Source organism: Streptomyces sp. NPDC059743, assembly GCF_042732975.1.
In the GTDB taxonomy this organism is placed as follows: Bacteria; Actinomycetota; Actinomycetes; order Streptomycetales; family Streptomycetaceae; genus Streptomyces.
On sequence record NZ_JBHWGS010000002.1, the window covers coordinates 502254 to 521136 of the forward strand.

The window sequence follows — 18883 nt, forward strand, 5'->3', positions numbered from 1 at the left end:
GCCCGGCGCGGTCCGCACGCGCCTGACCGGTCACGTCTTGGTCAGGCCCTGGGTGGTGGCCCAGGTGTGGGCCACGTCGTCCGGGTCCTTTTTGTCCTTGTCTACCTGGCGGTTGAGTTCGGTGAGGGCCTCTGTGGTGAGGGTGTTGCCGAGGCGGGCCAGGGCCTTGCGGACCGTTGAGTCGGCCTTGCGGTCGGCGATCAGGGGGACGATGTGCTGGCCGGGGACGAGGTTCTTGGGGTCGGTGAGGACCACCCAGCCCTCGGCGGCGATGTCCGTGTCCGTGGTGAAGAGGTTCGCGACGTCCACGTCGCCCTTCTTCAGGGCTCCCTTGACCAGCGGGCCCGAGGAGTCCAGCGACTTGAACTCCTTGAACTCCACGCCGTACACCTCCTTGAGCCCGATGACGCCGACCATCCGCTTCTTCACCTCGGGCGCGGCGCCGATGACCAGCTTGCCGTTCTGCTTCTTCAGGTCCGCCAGCGTCGTGAGGCCGTACTTCTCGGCGGTCTCGCGGGTGACGGCGAAGGCGTCCGAGTCCTCGGCCTGCCCGTACGGGAGGACCTGGAGGCCCGCCGGGAGGGCGATGGCGAGGGCGTTCTGCATCTCGCCCTCCTCCGTGGCGGTGGCCTTCGCGTCGAGGTAGTGGAGCAGCGCGCCCTGGTACTCCGGGAGCAGATCGATGTCGCCGCCCTTGAGCGCCGGGATCAGGATCTCGCGCGTGCCGAGATTGGCACGGACGGTCGTCTTCACGCCCACGGCTTCGAGTACGGCCGCGTAGAGATGGCCGAGGATCTGGTTCTCGGTGAAGTTGGCCGTGCCGATCGTGATGCCGCCCGCGCTGGAGCCGCCTCCCGCGCCGCCGGCGCCCTGGCCGTCCAGGGAGGTGATGCCGGTGCTGCACGCGGCCAGTACGGGTACGGAGGCTCCGGCGAGCAGGCCCGCCAGTACGGCCCTACGGGTCTGCGGCGAGGTGCTCGGCGAGGTCTTCGGTGAGGTCATCGGAGTTGTCTCCCTAGGCGGCGGTGCGACGGCGGAACAGAACGCGCTGGAGTCCGGACAGCGCCAGATCGAGGACGACGGCGACGACCGCCACCAGCACCGCGCCGCCCAGCACCTGGACGAGATCGCGCTGGGCCAGACCGTCGAAGACATACCGGCCGAGTCCGCCGAAGCTGACATACGCGGCGATGGTCGCCGTGGCCACCACCTGGATCAGCGCGAGCCGCAACCCGGTCATGATCAGCGGAAGCGCCAGCGGGATCTCGACCTGGAACAGCACCTGGTGGCCGCGCATGCCCTGGCCCCGGGCCGCGTCCTTCACCTCCGGATCGACGGCGGTCATTCCCGCGTACGTATTGGTCACGATGGCCGGCACGGCGAGCGCGACCAGTGCCACATACACCGGCGTCATGGAGAGACCGCTCGTCAGGAAGACCAGGACGACCAGACCGACCGTGGGCAGCGCCCGGCCGAACGAGGCGAGATTGATGGCGACGAACGCGCCCCGGCCCGTATGCCCGATCAGCAGTCCCAGCGGCAGCGCGATGACGGCGGCGATCAGGGTCGCGAGCAGGGAGTACTGGAGGTGTTCGGCGAGCCGGTGGCCGATGCCGTCGGCTCCCGTCCACTGCTCGCCCGAGACCAGCCAGGAGCCCAGGTCCTTGAAGAGTTCGTACATGGGGTGTCAGGCCCTTCCGCGTGCCGGGCGCTGTTGCCTTTGCCTGGGCTGCCGGTGCCGATCCTTTGTCCGGCGATCCCTCGTCCAGGGCGTGAGGACGTACTGCACGGCCACCAGCAGCGCGTCCGCGACCAGCGCGAGCAGCAGAGTCAGCACGATGCCCGCCGCCACCGGCGTGGGAAAGTCGCGCTGGAAGCCGTCGGTGAAGAGCTGGCCGAGACCGCCGTCACCGATGTACGTGGCGACACTGACGAGTGAGATCGACATGACGGTGGCGATCCGTACACCGGCCATGATCACGGGCAGCGCGAGCGGCAGCTCGACGGTGAGGAGCGTACGCAGCGGGCGCGTGCCCATGGCGACGGCGGCCTCACGGGCCTTGGCCGGTACGGAGTCGAGCCCTTCGACCGTGTTCCGGAGCAGCACGACGAGCGTGTAGATCGTCAGACCGATGACGGTGGTGGTCCTGGTCAGCCCGGAGACGGGCAGCAGCAGGACGAAGACCGCGATGGACGGGATCGTGAACAGGACGTTGGAGAGCCCGAGAAGGAAGCCGCGCAGCGGGCGCACACGGTGGGCGAGTACCGCGAGAGGGAGGGAGATCAGCAGACCGAGGAGTACGGCGGTGAGCGCGGCCTGGAGATGGGAGAGCGTGAGGGTGGTGAGATCGCCCGCGTGGTCGGAGATCCATGCCCATTCGATGGTCATAGGGCTCCGTCCGAGGTCTTGGGCGCGCTGCTCTTCGGCCCGGTCCCGGCCGGTGCTGCGGGGCTCGGTATCGGCGAGCTCGGTGCCGGCGGGCTCGATGCCGGCGGGCTCGGGGCCGTAGCACCCGTGCCCGTCTGCGAGTCGGCTTCCCGGGCTCCTGCATCCCGGCCTCCGGCTTCCCGAGTCCCGGCTTCCCGGGCCGCCCGCGCCGCCTCCTGGTGTCTGCGGCCCGCGTGCTCGTGGATCGTCTCCCGTGCGGTGACTCCCGTCAGCACGCCCTCGGCGTCGACCCGGACTATCAGGCCCGTCGGCGACGCGATCGACTCGTTCAGCGCCGCGAGCAGCGAGTCCGTGTCGCGCAGCGGTCGTACCGGCACCGACACGCCGGCGGTGCCCGGCTCCGGATCGAGCCAGCCCAGCGGTTCGTTCCTCGCCGACACCACCAGATACGGTCCGCCGCCCGCCCGCGGCGCCGGCTCGCCCTCCCGTACCACCTGCGCCCGCTCCACCGGCACCTCCGCGAGCGTCGTCAGCGACAGCAGCTTCAGCTCGCGCTCCGCGCCGAGGAAGCCGGCGACGAATCCGTCCGCCGGGCGCGCCAGCAGCTCCGCCGGCGCCGCGCACTGCACGAGGTGGCCGCCCGTACGGAAGACGGCGATCCGGTCGCCGAGCCGTACCGCCTCGTCGATGTCGTGCGTGACAAAGACGATGGTCTTGTTCAGATCCTTCTGGAGACGGAGCAGTTCGTCCTGGAGCTGTGTCCGTACCACCGGGTCGACCGCGCCGAACGGCTCGTCCATCAGCAGCACCGGCGGATCCGCCGCCAGCGCCCTGGCCACTCCGACACGCTGCTGCTGGCCGCCGGAGAGCTGATGCGGATAGCGCTTGCCCGCCTCCGCCGTCAGCCCGACGGTCTCCAGCAGCTCCGCCGCCCGCGTACGGGCCTTCCGCCGGCCCCAGCCCAGCAGCAGCGGCACGGTCGCGATGTTGTCGAGGACCGTACGGTGCGGGAAGAGCCCGGACTGCTGGATGACATAGCCGATACCGCGCCGCAGCTCGGCGGCGTCCTGCTCCAGGACGTCCTTGCCGCCCAGCCGGATGGTGCCCGAGGTCGGTTCGACCATCCGGTTGATCATGCGGAGCGTGGTGGTCTTACCGCATCCGGAGGAGCCGACCAGGACGGTGACACCGCCCTCCGGCATCTCCAGAGTGAGGTCGTGGACCGCCGTGGTGCCGTTGGGGAAGCGTTTGTTCACCGCGTCGAATCTGATCATCAGTCGTCCCTTGCCCGGCTTGCATATAGTCATGCAGAGTTCTTGGTGGCTGAATAGATTGTCAATGCCCTGGCGTAAATCACTGGTTACGGCTGGTCGCAGGGTGAGACGTAACGTCTGGAATGGAGGCGTTCGCGCATGATGTCGTCCCACATGGTGGACCCGTTGGGTGGGCACGCACCGGCCCCGGCAGGCACCTCCCTCGTCGTTCTGGACGGACAGAGCCTCCCGGTCGCCGATGTCGTCCGGCTGGCGGACGGCGCCGCACGTCCCGTACCCGGGACCGAGGCGATGAAGCGCGTCGAGCAGAGCTGGCATCTCGCCCGTGAACTCGCGGGCTCGGGCCGGGTGTACGGACGTTCCACCGGCGTCGGCGCCAACCGCACCGAGGCCGTGCCCACCGAGGCCGCCGCCGACCATGGGCTGCGGCTGCTGCGCAGCCATGCCGGTGCCATCGGCGATCCGCTGCCCGCCCGTCAGGTCCGCGCCATGCTCGCGGTGCGCGCCAATCAGCTGCTCGCGGGCGGCGCGGGACTGCGCCCGACCGTCGTCACCGCGCTCTGCGAGGCGCTGGAGTCCGGTGCGTATCCCGTCGTCAACGAATACGGTTCGGTCGGTACGGGCGACATCGCGGCGCTCGCGCAGCTGGGCCTCGCGCTCGTCGGGGAACGTCCTTGGGAACACGCTTGGGAACACACCGGGGAGGGCGGCGGGGAGGGCGCAGGGAAGGGCGGCGGCGCGCGTGGCGGCCACGTTCCCGAGCCCCAGGCCCTCGACAACAACGACGCCCTCGCCCTGATCAGCAGCAACGCCCTGACGCTCGGTCAGTCCGCGCTCGCCCTGGACGAGTTGCGCCGGCTCGTCGCCGCCACCGAACTGGTGGCCGCGCTCTCCCTGCTGGCCGTCGACGGCTCGTACGAGGCGTACGCGGAGCCCGTGCACGCCGCGCGCCGGCACCCGGGCTCGTACGCCGTCGCCGCCGATATGCGGCGCTTCCTCGGCGCTCCGGAACGGCCCGGGCCGCCGCTCGGCCGGATCCAGGATCCGTACGGTTTCCGCTGTGTCCCGCAGATCCATGGCCCGGCGCGCGACGCCGCCGACGCGCTGGAGAACACGCTCGCCGTCGAGATCAACGCCGCCGCCGAGAATCCGCTGATCAGCCCCGGCACGGAGGCCGATCCGGTGCCCGCCGCCTATCACCACGGCGGTTTCTATCTCGCCCAACTCGCCCTCGCGCTGGACCACTTCAGGCTTTCGCTGGTGCAGACGGCGCGGCTGTCCACCTCCCGGCTCTCCGCGCTCAACGAGCCCGCCTTCACCAGGCTGCGGCCCTTCCTCGCCGACGGCGAGCCCGCCAGCTCCGGTGTGATGATCCTGGAGTACGCCGCCGGAGCCGCCCTCGGTGATCTGCGGGCCTACTCGGCGCCCGCCTCGCTGGGCCACGCGGTACTGTCCCGAGGCGTGGAGGAGCAGGCCAGTTTCGCCTCGCTGGCGGCGCGTCAGACGCTGCGCGCGGGCAGCGCGTACCGCCTGGTCGTCGGCTGTGAACTCGTCGCCGCCGTACGGGCCCTGCGCCAGCGCGGACTGCGTCCCGAGCCCGGACTCCCGGTCGGGCGGGCCTTCGAGCTGGCCGAGACCGTACTCGACGAGGAGGTCGGCGACCGTCCGCTGACCGATGATGTGACGGCAGCCGCCGCGCTGCTCGACCGCTTCACAGAGCTGGCCGCCGCCGATCCTGTCCAGGCCGCTCCGGTCACCACTGCCACCACCCGCACGCGTAACGATCAGACAGATCTGACAGATCTCACAGATCAGACAAGGGGGATCGCATGAGCGACAGCCCTGCCGCCCGACTCCAGCAGCTCTTCGAGGGCCACCGGCTGACCCCCACCCAGCGGCGCATCGCGCACAGCATGGTGCGCCGGGCCGGCGACGCGCCGTTCCTCTCCAGCGTCGAACTGGCCGAACTGGCCGGAGTCAGCCAGCCGTCCGTCACCCGCTTCGCGGTCGCGCTCGGCTTCGACGGTTATCCGGCGCTGCGCCGGCATCTGCGGGAGGTCGCGCCCGGCGCTCCCGCGGAGGGCGGGGCCGGCCTCAACGAGTACCAGCAGGCCGTACGCGGAGAGATCGAGAATCTGCGGCAGCTCGCGGAGCTGCTCGCCGACCCGGAGCCGGTCGAACGCGCGGGCAGGCTGCTCGCCGCGTCCCGTCCGCTGCCGGTGCTCGGTCTGCGCGCCGCCTCCTCGCAGGCGCGCGGCTTCGCCTACTTCGCGGCCAAGGTCCATCCGGACGTACGGCTGCTCGACGAGGGCGGCACGATGCTCGCCGACCGGATCGACACCGCCCGGCACGCGGGCGCGAGCACGCTGCTCTGCTTCGCGCTGCCGCGCCATCCGAAGGAGGTCGTGGAGACGCTGGCGTACGCGCGGTCGGCCGGGCTGACGGTGGTGACGGTCGCCGACTCCGCGTTCGCGCCCGTCGCCAAGCACAGCGATCTGCTGATTCCGGCGGCCGTCGGGACCGGCCTGGCCTTCGACACGGCGTGTGCGCCGATGCTGCTGGGACGGATGCTGCTGGAGGCGATGTGCGACGGGCTGCCGGAGGCGCAGGCGCGGCTGGAGGAGTTCGACGCGCGGGCGGCGGCGCGGGGGCTGTTCGTCGAATAGCCGAGCGGCGGGGTGGCCGGGTAGCCGAGTGGCTGATCCGGTTCTGGCCGAGCGGTTTGTGCGCCGCCGGTTCGACGGATCGTGCTGTTCTCAGGAAAAGTTCAGAGAACGCCATTAATCTGCCCGCCAAACTCACCGGGACGAGGAGGCGGACAGTGGGGCGCGGAGGGCAGTCGCTGGCACGGGTGGCAGTGATCGTACGGGCCGGTGCGGTCCCGCTGTGGTGGCTCGGAGTGCTCGCCACCGGGATCGGGATCCTGTTTCCCGGACTGACCGGTCGCAGGATCGGTGTCTACACGGGCGCGGCGCTCTTCGTGGTGTGTGCCGCCGCCGTCGCTCTCGTACGCCGACGCAGATACAGCGCGTGGGCGGAACGGGCCGAGCGGGCCGGCCGGTACGACTACCTCCAGGACCGTCGGGTGACAGCCCGGAACTGGCGGCGCGCGCACCGCTGGTGGCTGCTCGCGGCTTTCCTCGCGGCCGTGGCCGGTTCGCTGGCGCTGCCCGCCGCCGGCGGCCTCGCTTTGGCGGGCGCGGGCGCCGGTCTGTGGCTCAAGGCCGGCTGGCTGGGACGGCGTGAGCGCCGGGAGGACGAACTGCTCTGGGTACGCACCGACTGGGCCGGCTCCGGCCGGCCCGTCGGCAAGCAGGTGAAGGGCTTCCGCACGACGGGCGTCGCCGCAGGCGACGCCCGCCCGGGCGGAGCCCGCCGCCGCTGAGCGGGGGCGCTCGGGCGGGGCGGCTCGGGTGTACGGGCCGGGCGCCGTCCGTTCGGGCTCGGGCCTCGGATCGCGATGCCCGGATCCCGATACCGATCGGGGAAGGGCCCCCGACCGGTGGCCCTGGGCACGGCCTGCGGTTCCGGTGCGTGGCTTCGGCCACCGGGCTGCGGTTCCGGCCCCGGGCCCCGGCCTCCGGCTTCGGGAGCCGATCCCGGGCCCCTGGGCCACGCGCCGCACCCTCGGTCGACCGCCTGCGGGCCCCGCCGCGTCGGGCCGTATCCGTACCCGTATCCGGACAGGGCCCGGCTTCGGGCTGGCCGGTCAGACCTCCAGGTCGGCTTCTATCTTCATGAGCTGATGGCGGGCCATCGCCAGATTCGCGCGTGACTTGTCCAGCGCCAGATAGAGGAACAGCCCGTTGTTGCCGCGTCCCTTGAGCAGCCGGATCAGGTGGTACTGGCCGCCGAGCGTGATCAGGATGTCCTCGATCTCGTCCTTGATCCCGAGCAGTTCCAGCGCGCGGACCTTGGCCCTGACCACATCGGTGTTGCCGGCCGCGGCGACCGTCATGTCGAGGTCCTTGCCGCCGCCGACCGTACCGAGGGCCATACCGCTGGTGTAGTCGACGAGAGCGGCCCCGAGGGCTCCTTCGATGGCGGTCGTGGCCTGCTTGAGGGCTGCGTCGGTGTTGGCCATGGATGTCGCACTTCCTTCCGTTCCGATGGAGGTCCGGGGAGGTCCGGGGAGTTCCGGACGCCCGGTGGGTGTTCAGGCTCGGCTCCGGCTCAGGCGTTCTCCAGCCGTTCCAGGGCGCCGTCGACCAGTTCGCCGATACGGGCGCCCGAGCGGCGGCCCTCCAGATGGAGCCGGCCCACATTGATCCGGGGCTCCGCCAGCAGCGTCAGGACCGCCGAGGAGCCGGCCGCGTACGTCGCGACATAGCCCAGCTCGCCACGGATCACCAGCTCCCGGAATCCGCCCTGGCCCGTGGCGTCCGTCAGCCGTACGGCGACGCCCAGTGCGGCGGCGGTGAGCGCGGCCACTCCCTCGGGCTCGACCTCGGCGGTGTCCTGGGCCAGCACCAGCCCGTCCGTACTGGCCGCGAGCGCGCCCGTGAGCTGGGGCAGCCGGGCCCGCAGCCGTCTGAGTTCACCGAGCACCTCGGCTTCTGCCGTCATGAGCTGTCTCCTCTCGGCACGTGCCCGCAGAGCGCGCCTCATGACGCCGTGGCGGCGTACCGGACGAGGCGGCGAACGGGCTGGTGAATGGAGCGGGGAGTCACAGGCTTGCCTCCAGGGCGTCGCGGAGCCGGCGTAACAGAGCGATGTCCGGGTCGGCGGCCACCGTCGCGACCCAGGACGGGACGGCGGCGGGCGTGGCCGCCGACGGTTCGTCGGGCGTCTCGACCAGTCCGGCCGCGGCCAGCCGCCGGACATCGAGCAAGGTGTGAAAGGCGGGCCGGCCCAGGGCCCATGCGATGGCCACCGGTGTCCGCGCTCCGTCGGCCAGTTCCAACAGGACGCGCTGCCTGCGGGTGACGGCCTGGCCGGGCGCGGGCCGACGGGCCACCACGGGAGCGGTGTCGACGGCCGGATACGGCCAGACCCGGTCGAGGAGTTCGCGTCTGCGCAGCGTCTCCCGCTCGACGGCCGCCGCAGGTACGGGCCGTACGGGACCGATCCAGTGCGCCACGCCGTAACGGAAGCGGGTGGGACCGCTGCCCGGCGCGAGCGCGAAGAAGGCCGCGTCGAACAGCGCGCCGAGATGGCAGATCTCCAGCTCGCCGTCGCCGAGCCGGCCGCTCTCGACCAGGAATCTGCCGACCTCGCGGCGGGCACCGGCCCGGTCGACCGCCTCCTCCCAGCCCTCGCGCGGCAGCCGGCCGCCCGCGGTGAGCAGGACGTCGATGCCGGGAGCGGCGGGACTCTCGGCGTGCACGATGCGGCCGTCGGTGAGATAGAGCGTGCCGTGGTCGCGGAGGAGGGCGCCGGTGGCGCGCTCACCGGCCAGCCGGACGAGCATCGGGGAGACGGAGGCGGACGACTGTGCCGACTGCGCGGGCGGCGTCGGCGGTATCGCCGGTAAGGGAGCCTTCGCGGTCATCCCAGCACCAGCCGTTCGGCGAGTTGGCCGAGGCGCAGCCGGGCCAGGGCGAGATTGCCGGTGTCGCGGTCGAGCCAGAGATACAGGAAGACGCTGCTGTCGAAGGTCGTCTCGACAAAGCTGAGGATGTGATAGCCGGTGCGGCTGGTGACGATCAGGTCCTCGACGGGCGGGCCCTTGTCCTGGTCGTCGGAGTCGGAGTCGGCGTCTACGCCGTCGGCCGATCCTGGTCCCGATAACGACCTCCCGGCCGCCGCCGTGGTCGCCGTCGGCGCGAACGCGGTGTACTCCGCCGCCGCCCTGGCCAGTTCGGCCGTCTCGGCGGCGGTGGCCTCGTGATCGCCGCCCGGCGACTCGCCCGCCGTACCGAGGGCGAGTCCGCTGGTCCAGTCGACAATCGCCGCTCCACGCGCTCCTGGCAGGCTCATGGCTTCCTGAAGGCATGCGTCGATTCCGGGCACGCGGGCTCCCCCTCCCGGCCGGGTGTACGGGTGCACTGCTGTGCGGCAGTAACCGTGAGATTACGCAACGTCGGTGCGGCGGGAGGGAGTTCCGGCATTTTCCATCGGAACATGCCGACAGAACGCGGTCGGGCCGCCGGGACCTACGCCTTCTCGTCCAGCAGTAGCGCGTCCGCGTACGCGCCGCCCGACTCGCTGACGATCTCCTCGACCGTCTGTGGCGCTCGTACGGTACTGAAGCGCACCCGGCCCGGACCGTCCGTACCGGCGCCGGGCCCGTCCGTACCGGCGCCGGGCCGCACCGTGAAGCCGTGGATGCCCGGTCTGACAAGGCTGTTGTACGCGTAGTGGTTGGTGAAGTAGTACGCGCCCGTGTCCAGCGCGGCGACGAAGTCACCTTGCTCCAGCAGCGGCAGCGGCCGGTTCTCGGCCAGCAGATCGCCCGCGAAGCAGGCCGGTCCCGCGATGTCCTGGGCCACGTGCGGGCCGCTCCTGGGCCGTCCGCCGGCGTCGTACGCGGCGATGCGCAGCGGCCAGGACACCGGGTTGTAGACCGTACGTGTGGCGATCTGCGCGCCCGCGTGTGTCACGGCGATCGGGCGGCCTCCGGCGGACTTGGCGTACTCGACGCGGGCCAGGACCAGACCGTGCTTGGCGACCAGTGACCGGCCGAATTCGGTGACCAGTCCGTAGCGGCCGTCCAGCAGCCCGGGAACGGTCTCCTTGAGCAGCCGGGCGTAGGCCGCGTACGTCGGTGTCTCCTCGTCGGAGGCGAAGTTGACCGGGAGGCCGCCGCCGATGTCGAGGGTGTCGATCTGCCAGCGGCCCGCTGCCGCGTTGATCTCCTCGGCCAGTTCGTAGACCGCCTGTACGCCCTGCGCCATCAGCTCCAGCGGGAGGCCCTGCGAGCCGGAGTGGGTGTGCAGCCTGGTCAGCCAGGGACGGTCCAGACAGGCCTGGACGACCCAGGCGCGGGCGCCTTCGTCGCGCAGCGCGACGCCGAACTTCGAGGTCGCCGTCGCCGTGGACAGCGCGCCGATGGAGCCGGCTCCGATCTGCGGATTGACCCGTAGCCCGAACGGGACGGTGACCGGGCCCGGGCCCGCCGCGCCCGAGCCGATCAGGGCGTCGATACGCTCCAGCTCCTGCGGATTGTCCGCGTTGACGGCGATCCCGAGGGCGATGGCCTCACGCAGCTCGGCGGTGGTCTTGGCGGGCGAGTCGAGGACGATACGGCCGGCCGGTATTCCCGCCGCGCGGGCGATGGCCAGCTCACCCGGACTGGCGACCTCCGCGCCTATGCCCTCCTCGGCCAGCAGACGCACCACGGGCACGAGCGCGGTCGCCTTCACGGCGAAGGCGTGCAGTACGGCGGTGCCGGGCGCGACGACCTCGTCGAAGGCGGTACGGAGCGCGGCGGCCGAGGACCGGATTCCGGCCACGTCGAGCAGCGCGACCACCGGTTCGGACTCGCTGATCAGCCCTTGTGCCACCGCCGCCCGTACGGCCAGATCGCGGCGGGCCGCCGCGTCGGCGTGTTCGGCGCGTGCGGTGCGTCCGTCGTGTCCGGCGCGTTCGCCGTGTCCGGACGCGGATCCGGCCGTACGGCGATCCGTACCGGACCGGCTGTCGTGTCGCGCGCCGTGATCCGCGCTCTGACTGTTGTGCTGAACCGAGGCCATGGACTCCAGCCAATCATCCGGCGGGCGGCCACGCAGCGGTTGACTACAAGTATTCATCTGGCCAGGATGTGAATAGATCAGCCAACAAGTCCATCGGGTCGCGGCCCTCAAGGGACACCTCACGGGACCTCAAGGACCGGCGGGCCCGCCGAGGAACGGCAGACCCATCAAGGAGGAGGCAACGCCATGTCGGGACCCCGCCCCGTACGGGCACCGCGCGGTACGGAACTGAGCGCCCTGGGATGGCAGCAGGAAGCCGCCCTCCGCATGCTCCAGAACAATCTGGATCCCGAGGTCGCCGAACACCCGGACAAGCTCGTCGTCTACGGAGGCACCGGCAAGGCCGCCCGCGACTGGCGCTCCTTCGACGCCATGGTCCGTACGCTGCGCACGCTCAAGCAGGACGAGACGATGCTCGTCCAGTCCGGCCGTCCGGTGGGCGTCATGCAGACCCATGAGTGGGCGCCGCGCGTGCTGCTCGCCAACTCCAATCTGGTCGGCGACTGGGCGAACTGGGAGGAGTTCCGGCGGCTGGAGGCCCTCGGGCTCACCATGTACGGGCAGATGACGGCCGGATCCTGGATCTATATCGGCACCCAGGGCATCCTCCAGGGCACGTACGAGACCTTCGCCGCCGTCGCCGCCAAGCGGTTCGGCGGGACGCTGGCCGGGACGATCACTCTCACCGCCGGTCTGGGCGGGATGGGCGGTGCCCAGCCGCTGGCCGTGACCATGAACGACGGCGTCGCGATCTGTATCGACTGCGATCCGCGAGCCATCGACCGCCGGATCGAGCACCGCTATCTCGATGTACGGGCCGACAGCCTGGAGCATGCCCTCCGGCTGGCGACCGAGGCCCGCGACGCGCGCCGGCCGCTCTCCATCGGTCTGCTGGGCAACGCGGCCGAACTGCTGCCCAGGATGCTCGCCGAGGGCGCGCCCGTGGACATCGTCACGGACCAGACCTCCGCGCACGATCCGCTGGCGTATCTGCCGCTCGGTGTCGACTTCGCCGACATGGCCTCCTACGCGGCCGAGAAGCCCGCCGACTTCACCCTGCGCGCCCGGGAGTCGATGGCACGCCATGTCGAGGCGATGGTCGGCTTCATGGACGCGGGCGCCGAGGTCTTCGACTACGGCAACTCCATCCGTGGCGAGGCCCAACTCGCCGGATACGACCGTGCCTTCGCCTTTCCCGGCTTCGTACCCGCCTATATCCGGCCACTCTTCTGCGAGGGCAAGGGACCCTTCCGCTGGGCGGCGCTGTCCGGTGAGGCGTCCGACATCCACAAGACCGACAAGGCGATCCTCGAACTCTTCCCGGAGAACGAGTCGCTGCACCGCTGGATCAGGATGGCGGGCGAACGCGTCCACTTCCAGGGCCTGCCGGCCCGGATCTGCTGGCTCGGCTACGGCGAGCGCGACAAGGCGGGCGAGCGCTTTAACGACATGGTCGCCACCGGCGAACTCGCCGCGCCGGTCGTCATCGGCCGCGACCATCTCGACTGCGGCTCGGTCGCCTCGCCGTACCGCGAGACCGAGGCCATGCTCGACGGCTCCGACGCCATCGCCGACTGGCCGCTGCTCAACGCCATGGTCAATGTCGCCTCCGGCGCCTCCTGGGTCTCGCTCCACCACGGTGGCGGCGTCGGCATGGGCCGCTCGATCCACGCAGGGCAGGTCTCGGTCGCCGACGGTACGAAGCTCGCGGGCGAGAAGATCCGCCGAGTCCTCACCAACGATCCGGGCATGGGCGTCATCCGCCATGTCGACGCGGGCTACGACCTCGCGGAATCGGTCGCCGAGGAACGCGCCGTACGCATCCCCATGCGCGAGGACAAGGCCGCCACCGCAGTCGGCGAGGGCGTCCCGTCATGACTCCGCGCGATCCCGAGGACACAAGTCCGGCTCGTACGGGAACGGCCCCTACGGCCCCTACGGCCCCTACGGGCACGGCGGCGCGGGCGTCCGCTCCCGCCGCGTCCGAGGCAAGCCCGCCCTCCTTCCATGAGATGTGGCGTGATCTCGCACCGCTCGGACGCGACCCGGGCAGCGGCGGCTACCGCCGCTACGCCTGGACCGCCGCCGACACCGACTGCCGCGCCTGGTTCCGCGCGCAGGCCGAGGCCCGTGGGCTGGTCCATGAACTCGACCGCAACGGCAACCAGTGGGCCTGGCTCGGCGATCCGCTCGCCGGTGACGCCGTGGTCACCGGCTCGCATCTCGACTCCGTACCCGACGGCGGCGCCTTCGACGGTCCTCTCGGTGTGGTCTCCTCCTTCGCCGCGCTCGATGAACTGCGCCGCAGAGGAGCGCGGTTCACCAGGCCCGTCGCCATCACCAACTTCGGTGACGAGGAAGGCGCGCGCTTCGGGCTCGCCTGCGTCGGCTCCCGGCTCACCGCGGGCCGACTCACCGCCGCGAAGGCCCAGGAACTGCGCGACGGAGACGGTGTTCCGCTGCCCCGGGCGATGGAGGCGGCGGGACACGATCCGTCCGCCATCGGGCCCGATCCCGAACGGCTCGCGCGTATCGGCGCGTTCATCGAGCTCCATGTCGAGCAGGGCCGCGCGCTCGATCTCTCCGGTGATCCTGTCGGTATCGCGTCCGCGATCTGGCCGCACGGCCGCTGGCGGTTCGACTTCCACGGCGAGGCCAACCATGCGGGCACCACCCGGCTCGCCGACCGCCGCGACCCGATGCTGACCTACGCCGAGACCGTGCTCGCCGCCCGCCGTGAGGCGGAACTCGCCGGGGCCCTCGCCACCTTCGGCAAGGTCTCCGTCGAGCCCAACGGAGTGAACGCCATTCCCTCCCTCGTCCGTGGCTGGCTCGACTCCCGCGCCGCCGACCAGTCCGCCCTGGACACCGTGGTCGCCGGTATCGAGTCCGCCGCCCGGGCCCACGCGGACCGCGCCGGTATCGAACTACGGGTCGTACGCGAGTCCTTCACTCCCGTCGTCGAATTCGAGCACGCCCTGCGGGACGAACTCGGCAAGATCCTCGGACAGCGTCCCGGAGCCCGGTCCGCGGTCCCTGTCCTCGGTACCGGCGCGGGACATGACGCGGGTATTTTGTCCGGCTCCATCCCTACCGCCATGCTGTTCGTACGGAATCCCACCGGTGTCTCGCACTCTCCGGCCGAGTACGCCGCCGAGGACGACTGCGTGGCCGGGATCCTGGCACTCGCCGACGTACTGGAAGGACTCGCGTGCACATGACGCAGCCGACAGCGGCAGCACGTCCGTCCGCGGAGCGGCCGAAGCCCGCCCGGCCGACAGCGGCGCCGGGAAGGACACGGATCATGACGCCCGCCGCGATCGCGGAGGCCGCCCGAGTCCCACGGAGCACACCGGAGACCGGCACCGCACCGGTCGCCCACCGGACGCCCGACGTCCTGTACTGGCTGGAGTACGCCTGGCACGACAACCATGTCGAGCCCGGTGTGACCGTCGGTGTCACCGCCGACGACGGCCGGATCACCGAGGTGCGCACCGGCGTCCCGGCGCCGCCGCCCGGCGCGACCGTACTGCGCGGACTGACTCTCCCAGGGCTGGCCAACGCCCACTCCCATGCCTTCCACCGCGCCCTGCGCTCCACCGTCCAGGTCGGCTCCGGCACCTTCTGGACCTGGCGCGAGTTCATGTACGGCTTCGCCGCCCGGCTCACTCCGGACTCGTACCACGCGCTCGCCCGCGCCGTGTATGCCGAGATGGCGCTGGCCGGTATCACGGCCGTCGGTGAGTTCCACTATGTCCACCACGCGCCGGACGGCACGCCCTACGACAACCCGAACGCGATGGGCGAAGCCCTGATCGCGGCAGCCGCCGAGGCCGGGATCCGGATCACGCTCCTCGACACCGCCTATCTCTCCGCCGGTCTCAGCAAGCGCCGTGGCGGCGCGCCGCTGGAGCGCCATCAGCTCCGCTTCTCCGACGGCACCGCCGACGCCTGGGCCGAGCGCGTCTCCGCGCTCAAGGACAGCGACCACGCCCTGATCGGCGCGGCCATTCACTCCGTACGCGCCGTCCCCGCCGAACAGCTCGCCACCGTCGCCGAATGGGCCGAGGCGCGCCGGGCCCCGCTCCATGTCCATCTCTCCGAACAGACCGCGGAGAACGACTCCTGTCTCGCCGTCCACGGCCGCACGCCCACCCGGCTCCTGGCCGACCACGGTGTCCTGGGCGCACGCACCACCGGGATCCACAACACACATCTCACCGACGAGGACATCACCCTGCTGGGCGCCGGCCACACCGGCACCTGTATGTGTCCCACCACGGAACGCGATCTGGCCGACGGCATCGGCCCGGCGGCCCGGCTTCAGCGCGCGGGCTCGCCGCTGTCGCTCGGCAGCGACAGCCATGCCGTGATCGACCTCCTCGAAGAGGCCCGCGCGATGGAGCTGAACGAACGGCTGCGCTCCCGCAGCCGCGGCCACTGGACGGCCGCGTCCCTCCTCCACGCCGCCACCGCCGGCGGCCACGCGGCGCTCGGGCGGCCGGAGGCGGGCCGGATCGAGGCCGGCGCGCTCGCCGATCTCGTCACGATCGCGCTCGACACGGTCAGAACAGCGGGCCCGCTGCCACGGCTCGGTGCGGAGACCGCTGTATTCGCCGCCTCCGCGGCGGATGTACGCCACACCGTCGTGGGCGGCCGTCATCTCGTACGGGACGGGCTCCATACGCTCGTGCCCGATGTGCCCAAAGCCCTCGCCGAGTCCATCGCGGCCCTGCGCGGCTGACAGCTCCCGGACTCCCGACAACTCCCGGACTCCCGACAGCCCCCGTACGCCTTACAGCGCCCAGGCCACCCGGGCCACCCGAGCCGCGCAGGCCGAAGCCGCCGGAGGAGAGAACCCCCGCCATGAGCATCACCACCACCATGACCGCGGCCACGACCACGCCCACGTCCACCGTCATCACCAACATCGCCAGTCTGGTCACCAACGACTCCTCCCTCGGTGACGGAACCCCCATCGGTCTGATCCAGGACGCGGCCGTCGTCATCGACGGCGACCACATCGCCTGGGTCGGTGAATCAAGCAAAGCACCCGCCACTGACAACGCCGTCGACGCGGGCGGCCGGGCCGCCGTTCCCGGCTTCGTGGACTCCCACTCCCATCTCGTCTTCGCCGGTGACCGCACCGAGGAGTTCAACGCCCGGATGTCCGGACGCGCCTACTCCGCGGGCGGCATCCGCACCACCGTCGCCGCCACCCGCGCCGCGACCGATCCCGAGCTGGCCGCCAATGTCGCGCGCTATCTCGCCGAGGCGCTCCGTCAGGGCACCACCACCCTGGAGACCAAGTCCGGCTACGGGCTGACCGTCCAGGACGAGGCCCGCGCCGTGCGTATCGCCTGTGATCACACCGACGAGGTCACCTATCTCGGCGCGCACATCGTCCCGCCCGAGTACGCCGACGATCCCGCCGCGTATGTCGCCCTCGTCACCGGCGAGATGCTCGACGCCTGTGCTCCGTACGCCCGTTGGATCGATGTCTTCTGCGAACAGGGCGCCTTCGACGGCGACCAGGCCCGCGCGATCCTCACCGCGGGCCTGGCGCAGGGCCTCCAGCCCCGTGTCCACGCCAATCAGCTCTCGTACGGTCCCGGAGTGCTGCTCGCTGTCGAACTCGACGCCGCCTCCGCCGACCACTGCACCCATCTCACCGACGCCGATGTGGACGCGCTCGCCCACAGCGACACCGTGGCGACACTCCTTCCCGGCGCGGAGTTCTCCACCCGCGCCGACTGGCCGGACGCCCGCCGTCTGCTCGACGCGGGCGCGACCGTCGCCCTTTCCACCGACTGCAATCCGGGCTCGTCCTTCACCTCGTCCGTGCCGTTCTGTATCGCCCTCGCCGTACGCGACATGGGCATGACTCCCGACGAGGCGATCTGGTCGGCCACCGCGGGTGGCGCGGCGGCCTTGCGCCGCCAGGACATCGGCCGTGTCACGCCCGGTGCCCGCGCCGACCTCGTCCTTCTCGACGCCCCGAGCCATGTCCATCTGGCCTACCGCCCGGGAGTCCCCCTGGTCTCCTCCGTCTGGCGTGGCGGCCTGCGTATGTTCTGATGTTCCGACGGCCGATGCTCAGCCCTTCAGTACCGCGACCTCGTCGATCCTCGGCCGCAGCCGCTGCACCGCGCGCGTCTTCGCGTACGGCTTCAGCCGCCGCCGCATCGTCTCGAAGTGCTCGTCCCCGCGCGCCGAGGACACATGCTCGTAGTCGTCCAGGAACTGCCACCAACTCCCGCACGCGGCCTCAAGATGGCCCAGCTCCAACTGGCGCTGAGCCAGCACCGCGAGGAAGTGGACCCGGCCCTGGCGCTCGTTCTTCTGCTGCGCCTTCAAGGACTGCTGGAGCGCCGAGATCGAGCCCGGCAGATCCTTGAACTCGTACAGCACGTGCGACACATGGAAGAGATAGGCGGTCTGGTCGTAGCCGCCGATCGACTCGCGCCGGTTGTCCGCCTTGGTCAGCGCCGTCTCCGTCTCGCGCAGCCGTGTGAAGGCCTGGCGCTTGTCGCCGACCATCGAGGCGGCATGGGCCTGCTGTCCCGACAGGAACGCCTGAAGGCGCGGCTCCGCCTTCGAGGAGGCCTCGGCGGCCGAGTCGGCGAGTTCCAACGCCCGCCTGCCGTAACCGAGATTGGACGCCTGGAGGGACATGCCGCGCAGTGTGCGGCAGTAGGTGACATGGTCCTCGGCGGCGCCCGCCAGTTCGAGTGCCCTGAGGTAGTAGCGCTGGCCGAGCCCGTGCGCGCGCTCGTACATCGCCATCCATCCGGTCAGATAGACCAGATCGGACGCCGCGGCCAGCATGTCGTTCCGTACGCGCTCCGCGGCCTCCGCTTTCAGCCAGGGCATGACGGTGTTCACCAGGAACGCGGCGGCCATCGGACGCGCGTGACCGCCTCCGAGTTCATCGAGGATATTGGCGATCCGATCCGTCATCGTCCGTACGGCCTGCACCTGAGGTGCGCCGATCCGGACCGTCCGCTTCCCCGGAGCGGCCGGCGGCGGAGTGGCGGCCTGCGCCAGATCCGGGAACAGCGGGACGACGACGGCGGCCGAAAACAGACCCGCCGCGATCAGGCCACGGCGTGACGGATCCATGTCCGCCCGTCCCATGTCGACGAGTTCTTCAAGGGTGTTGAGGCGAGCCGCCGCCGGATCGCCCGGCGAGGCGTGCAGAGACGTTTGCGCAGACCCGTGTACGGCCCCGTGTACGGACGTACGCGCAGCGGAAAAGCCGGCCGTAGCGACCGCGAGACCGGCCTCCGAGTGTGTCACCGGCCGGTTGAGCTTCCGCGCGAACGCCTCCAGTATCAGCGGTCTGACCTGCTCTTTCGGCATGGTGCCCGCGACCCAGTGGGAGACGGCGGACTGGTCGTAACGAAGCTCGAGACCGGCTTCGGCACCCATGCGGTTGATGATTTGCGCGAACTGCGAACGGGACCACTTCGCCTGCTCAAGCAGGCAGGCCAGCCCGGTATTGGGTGTGCGTGAGTTACTCGCCATGCTCTCAACTCCCCCAGTGCGTTCATGGCTTTCATTCTCAGACCTGCTTCCACGGTACT

The 18883-nt window shown here is 71.0% G+C and carries 17 protein-coding genes; 7 read left to right on the forward strand and 10 right to left on the reverse strand.

All coding sequences use genetic code 11. The features are described 5' to 3' along the window. Nucleotides 1-30: 30 nt before the first annotated feature. From ACFV6H_RS05420 to ACFV6H_RS05435, 4 genes are read right to left on the reverse strand one after another with little or no spacing between them, the layout of a single operon-like run. Complete coding sequence (locus tag ACFV6H_RS05420; protein WP_385538816.1) at nucleotides 31-1002, reverse strand: ABC transporter substrate-binding protein; 972 nt, start codon at nucleotides 1000-1002, stop codon at nucleotides 31-33. A 13-nt stretch (nucleotides 1003-1015) separates the two neighbouring features. After that, nucleotides 1016-1681: an ABC transporter permease gene (locus ACFV6H_RS05425; RefSeq protein WP_385538818.1), complete on the reverse strand. Its 666-nt coding sequence runs from the start codon at nucleotides 1679-1681 to the stop codon at nucleotides 1016-1018. A 6-nt stretch (nucleotides 1682-1687) separates the two neighbouring features. Continuing rightward, the gene (locus ACFV6H_RS05430) at nucleotides 1688-2389 is read right to left on the reverse strand and encodes an ABC transporter permease (protein ID WP_385538821.1); all 702 of its coding nucleotides are present in this window, start codon (nucleotides 2387-2389) and stop codon (nucleotides 1688-1690) included. Further along, nucleotides 2386-3663, reverse strand: coding sequence for an ABC transporter ATP-binding protein (locus tag ACFV6H_RS05435; protein WP_385538981.1), 1278 nt, complete (start codon nucleotides 3661-3663; stop codon nucleotides 2386-2388). Before ACFV6H_RS05435 ends, ACFV6H_RS05430 begins: the two co-directional genes overlap by 4 nt. 141 nt (nucleotides 3664-3804) lie before the next feature. Here ACFV6H_RS05435 and ACFV6H_RS05440 point away from each other — a divergent pair, with 141 nt between their 5' ends. From ACFV6H_RS05440 to ACFV6H_RS05450, 3 genes are all read left to right on the forward strand, one after another. After that, complete coding sequence (locus tag ACFV6H_RS05440; protein WP_385538983.1) at nucleotides 3805-5496, forward strand: aromatic amino acid ammonia-lyase; 1692 nt, start codon at nucleotides 3805-3807, stop codon at nucleotides 5494-5496. Continuing rightward, a complete protein-coding gene (locus ACFV6H_RS05445; RefSeq protein WP_385538823.1) occupies nucleotides 5493-6329 on the forward strand; it encodes a MurR/RpiR family transcriptional regulator in 837 nt (278 codons plus the stop codon). The genes ACFV6H_RS05440 and ACFV6H_RS05445 overlap by 4 nt, the downstream gene beginning before the upstream one ends. Before the next feature lie 155 nt (nucleotides 6330-6484). Next, nucleotides 6485-7048, forward strand: coding sequence for a hypothetical protein (locus ACFV6H_RS05450; protein ID WP_384977466.1), 564 nt, complete (start codon nucleotides 6485-6487; stop codon nucleotides 7046-7048). A gap of 324 nt (nucleotides 7049-7372) precedes the next feature. On the opposite strand, the gene ACFV6H_RS05455 is transcribed toward ACFV6H_RS05450, so the two are convergent. The 5 genes from ACFV6H_RS05455 to ACFV6H_RS05475 all read right to left on the reverse strand — a co-directional run bounded on the left by ACFV6H_RS05455 (nucleotide 7373) and on the right by ACFV6H_RS05475 (nucleotide 11297). Further along, the gene (locus ACFV6H_RS05455) at nucleotides 7373-7747 is read right to left on the reverse strand and encodes a hypothetical protein (protein ID WP_384785455.1); all 375 of its coding nucleotides are present in this window, start codon (nucleotides 7745-7747) and stop codon (nucleotides 7373-7375) included. A gap of 89 nt (nucleotides 7748-7836) precedes the next feature. Further along, nucleotides 7837-8271, reverse strand: a complete 435-nt coding sequence (locus tag ACFV6H_RS05460; protein WP_093593568.1) for a roadblock/LC7 domain-containing protein — start codon at nucleotides 8269-8271, stop codon at nucleotides 7837-7839. A 58-nt stretch (nucleotides 8272-8329) separates the two neighbouring features. Continuing rightward, nucleotides 8330-9154 carry a transcriptional regulator gene (locus ACFV6H_RS05465; protein WP_385538826.1) on the reverse strand — a complete coding sequence of 275 codons (825 nt, stop codon included), beginning with the start codon at nucleotides 9152-9154 and terminating at the stop codon, nucleotides 8330-8332. Continuing rightward, on the reverse strand, nucleotides 9151-9615 hold the full coding sequence (locus ACFV6H_RS05470) for a hypothetical protein (protein WP_385538827.1): 465 nt from the start codon (nucleotides 9613-9615) through the stop codon (nucleotides 9151-9153). The genes ACFV6H_RS05465 and ACFV6H_RS05470 overlap by 4 nt, the downstream gene beginning before the upstream one ends. A gap of 143 nt (nucleotides 9616-9758) precedes the next feature. After that, nucleotides 9759-11297, reverse strand: coding sequence for a diaminopimelate decarboxylase (locus tag ACFV6H_RS05475; RefSeq protein WP_385538829.1), 1539 nt, complete (start codon nucleotides 11295-11297; stop codon nucleotides 9759-9761). A 186-nt stretch (nucleotides 11298-11483) separates the two neighbouring features. Between ACFV6H_RS05475 and hutU the strand changes: the two genes are divergently transcribed. The 4 genes from hutU (at nucleotide 11484) to hutI (ending at nucleotide 17375) form a co-directional block, all read left to right on the forward strand. Then, on the forward strand, nucleotides 11484-13175 hold the full coding sequence (hutU, locus tag ACFV6H_RS05480; protein WP_385538831.1) for a urocanate hydratase: 1692 nt from the start codon (nucleotides 11484-11486) through the stop codon (nucleotides 13173-13175). Further along, nucleotides 13172-14518 carry an allantoate amidohydrolase gene (locus ACFV6H_RS05485; protein WP_385538833.1) on the forward strand — a complete coding sequence of 449 codons (1347 nt, stop codon included), beginning with the start codon at nucleotides 13172-13174 and terminating at the stop codon, nucleotides 14516-14518. The genes hutU and ACFV6H_RS05485 overlap by 4 nt, the downstream gene beginning before the upstream one ends. Before the next feature lie 83 nt (nucleotides 14519-14601). Continuing rightward, nucleotides 14602-16041 carry a formimidoylglutamate deiminase gene (locus ACFV6H_RS05490; RefSeq protein ID WP_385538835.1) on the forward strand — a complete coding sequence of 480 codons (1440 nt, stop codon included), beginning with the start codon at nucleotides 14602-14604 and terminating at the stop codon, nucleotides 16039-16041. 122 nt (nucleotides 16042-16163) lie between these two features. After that, nucleotides 16164-17375, forward strand: a complete 1212-nt coding sequence (gene hutI / locus ACFV6H_RS05495; protein ID WP_385538838.1) for an imidazolonepropionase — start codon at nucleotides 16164-16166, stop codon at nucleotides 17373-17375. An 18-nt stretch (nucleotides 17376-17393) separates the two neighbouring features. Here hutI and ACFV6H_RS05500 read toward each other — a convergent pair whose 3' ends face one another. Further along, nucleotides 17394-18824, reverse strand: a complete 1431-nt coding sequence (locus ACFV6H_RS05500; protein WP_385538840.1) for a hypothetical protein — start codon at nucleotides 18822-18824, stop codon at nucleotides 17394-17396. Between the last annotated feature and the right edge of the window lie 59 nt (nucleotides 18825-18883).